Source organism: Caballeronia humi, assembly GCF_001544475.1.
Lineage (GTDB): Bacteria > Pseudomonadota > Gammaproteobacteria > Burkholderiales > Burkholderiaceae > Caballeronia > Caballeronia humi.
In genome coordinates this window covers 1-2,683 of record NZ_FCNW02000145.1, presented here as the reverse complement: position 1 = coordinate 2,683, position 2,683 = coordinate 1, and the positions used below count along the sequence as shown (strand labels likewise).

Genomic DNA, 2,683 nt, shown 5'->3' with positions numbered 1-2,683 from the left:
TCGGTAAGCGCTAAATTGAGCACACGGCCTACGTATGAGCGTAGCCCAGCACCGTGAATTTGCTAGCGGGCAAGCGGCCTGGAATGACTGGCGACGTTGCGCAAGGGGTTGCTGACGTTAGCCGACATAACTGGAGACCTGTAAAAAGCTCCATGGCAGCAGATCGCTGATGTCGGTCTCGGGTGCTCGTTGAGGCAGTTGCGTAAGGACGTGACGCAGGTACGCGTACGGCTCGACGTTGCACGCGCGGCACGTAAGCACGAGGCTGTAGATGACGGCGCTGGCTTTAGCTCCCGCGACCGTGTCGCTGAAGAGCCAAACTTTCCTGCTGGTGGCAAACGGTCGTATGTCGCGTTCGGCAATGTTGTTGTCAACCGGGGCTCGCCCGTCGGCAACGTAACGGCTGAGATACTCCCACTGGTTAAGCGTGTAGCTGATGGCATTGCCCAGTGAGCTTTCGGGCGGCACTTGCGGTGCCTGCTCGTCCAGCCAGGCTTTAAATGCTTCAAGCAGCGGAACGCTGTGCTGTTGTCGTAATCGTAATGTATACGCGGCGCGCGTTTCGCCGCTCGGCGGCTTCTCTCTTGCGAGTGCTTCGACGCGATAGAGTCGCTGGAAGAATTCGAGAGCCTGCTGTGCACGTTTGCCCGGTTTTTTCTGCGTCTTCAGGACCTCCACGAATCCGCGTCTCGCATGAGCAAGGCAGCCGAAGTGAGTCACGCCCTTGATCGCTCGCCACGCGCTGTAGCCGTCGGACATCACCATGCCTTTGTAGTCCGCGAGAAACGTCTGGGGATATTGCTTGCCACGTCCGGGTTGATAGTCGAACAACACCACCGGCTCTGCGCTATCCTGCCCGCTTCGATACAGCCACATATAAGACTGGCTTTGTGCGGTTTTGCCCGGCTCCTTCAGCACCTGAACGGTTGTTTCGTCGCCATGGATCAGTGGCTGCGACAGCAAGGTCTTGCGTAACGACTGGTAGAGGCGCTCCAGATGCAATTGCGTTGGCTTGATGACCCAGTGTCCTAATGTACCTCGGCCCACCGGAATGTTCGCGCGCCCGAGCGCGTCTTCCATTCGGTATAGCGGCGTGCCGTCGACATACTTGCCCGTCATTACTGTGGCGATCATCGCGGGGCTGGCCTGACTGCCCGGTAATGGTTGCGCCGGCATCGGCGCGACCAGGATCGGCGTACGCTCGGCGAAACGCTCGCAACGACGGCATGCATATTTGAAGCGAACATGCTGCAAGACTGAGGCCTTCACCTCGATATGCAGTTGCTCGCTGATTTCCTCGCCCATACGATGCATCGCGTTGCTGCAACAGGGACAGATCTTCTGTTCTTCGGGCAGGTCGTACTCGATGCGCTGGCGGGGAAGATCCGCCGGCAGAGGCTTGCGACCTCGCTTGCGGCGAGCAGGCTCCGGCGCTTCCGGCAAACCCGTGTCAGGCAAGTCGAGTTCGCCCGTGTCATCCTCAGGATCCTCGGCTGCGGCCTGCTCGGCTTCGTTGAAGATACGATCCTGAAGCTTCTCGCTGCTCGGTGCGAAGCGCTTGTGTTGCGCAAGCCGGAATTGTTCCTCGAGATGGCGAACTCGCTCACCCAACTGGCGGTTGCGGGCCTCGAGCTCACGAATGTAAGCCTGCGCGGCTGGAGGCAATCGGGAGAATTCGCGTTCGTCCATGCTAGCCACAGTAGCGAATCAGAACGCACAATGGGTTTACGGAAATTTGTAACGGCTGTCGACGACGTCGCCCAGCAATGCTCGCAGCATCAGCTTGTATGATGGTACTGTCGCGCGGGATGACGGCGCATCGCATCGACGTCAATACCATCAAGCAACCAGTGCAGCTGTTCGGTCGTCAGCTCGATCACTGCCTGCTTGCGGCGCGGCCACACGAAGTGGTCCTTCTCGAGACGTTTTAACATTAGCCAGAAGCCTGAGCGCTCATACAGCAACAGCTTGACGCGGTTGCGTTTGCGGTTATGAAACGCGAATACGGCGCGGGCGAAGGGATCGAGCTGCATCGACTGTTCAACCAACGCCGTGAGGCTATTGATGCCAGCCCTGAAGTCGACAGGCTCGCGGTGCAGGTAGACGCGGAGGTCGGAGTCAAGGCGGAACATCAATGCGCTCCCAGTGCGGCGATCAATGCCGTGACAAGTGTCGCATCGTGTCGTGAGCACTCAAGTTCGACTTTTACCCCGTTTGGCAGTTGCGCCGACAGGCGCGCCATGGGTCGAGACACAGTCGCCGATTGCCTGTGACTAGATGACACTGGCAGCGCTGACGACTGGGGATTGGAATCCGGATAGCTGTGTTCCACAGAAACCACAGGGATGAACGCCGTCGTTGCCGGGTTGACCGTGTCTTCGGCTGCACGAGCCGACTTTGCCCTCTCATGCAGGCGAATCCACTTGTGCAGCTGGTTTGCGTTTACTTGGGCCTTGAGTGCGAGGCCGGCGATTGACGCACCCGGCAGCAAGCACGCCTCGATCAGTTGGCGCTTACCCTCGGGGTCGTACCTCCGCTTACCGTTGGAGCATTCTCGAATGACCCGCAGTGGCAGAAAATCAGACTCGTCGTCGTTCATGGTTTGCGTCCGCAATGTAGGTTGCGGACGCAATCGTCGCCCTTAAACACCGACGATGATAGGTGTGTTCTATTTAGCGCTTAC

The 2,683-nt window shown here is 58.7% G+C and carries 3 protein-coding genes; all 3 read right to left on the bottom strand.

Annotated features, from left to right (window positions below; all coding sequences use genetic code 11):
* Positions 1-117: 117 nt before the first annotated feature.
* The 3 genes from tnpC to tnpA all read right to left on the bottom strand — a co-directional run bounded on the left by tnpC (position 118) and on the right by tnpA (position 2,599).
* Entirely contained in the window at positions 118-1,689 is a 1,572-nt protein-coding gene (tnpC, locus tag AWB65_RS34550) for an IS66 family transposase (RefSeq protein ID WP_087671222.1), read from the bottom strand.
* An 89-nt stretch (positions 1,690-1,778) separates the two neighbouring features.
* Positions 1,779-2,132 (bottom strand): IS66 family insertion sequence element accessory protein TnpB, encoded by a 354-nt coding sequence (tnpB, locus tag AWB65_RS34545; protein WP_087660720.1) that lies wholly within the window; start codon positions 2,130-2,132, stop codon positions 1,779-1,781.
* On the bottom strand, positions 2,132-2,599 hold the full coding sequence (tnpA, locus tag AWB65_RS34540) for an IS66-like element accessory protein TnpA (protein WP_061121982.1): 468 nt from the start codon (positions 2,597-2,599) through the stop codon (positions 2,132-2,134). The genes tnpB and tnpA overlap by 1 nt, the downstream gene beginning before the upstream one ends.
* Positions 2,600-2,683 lie beyond the last annotated feature (84 nt).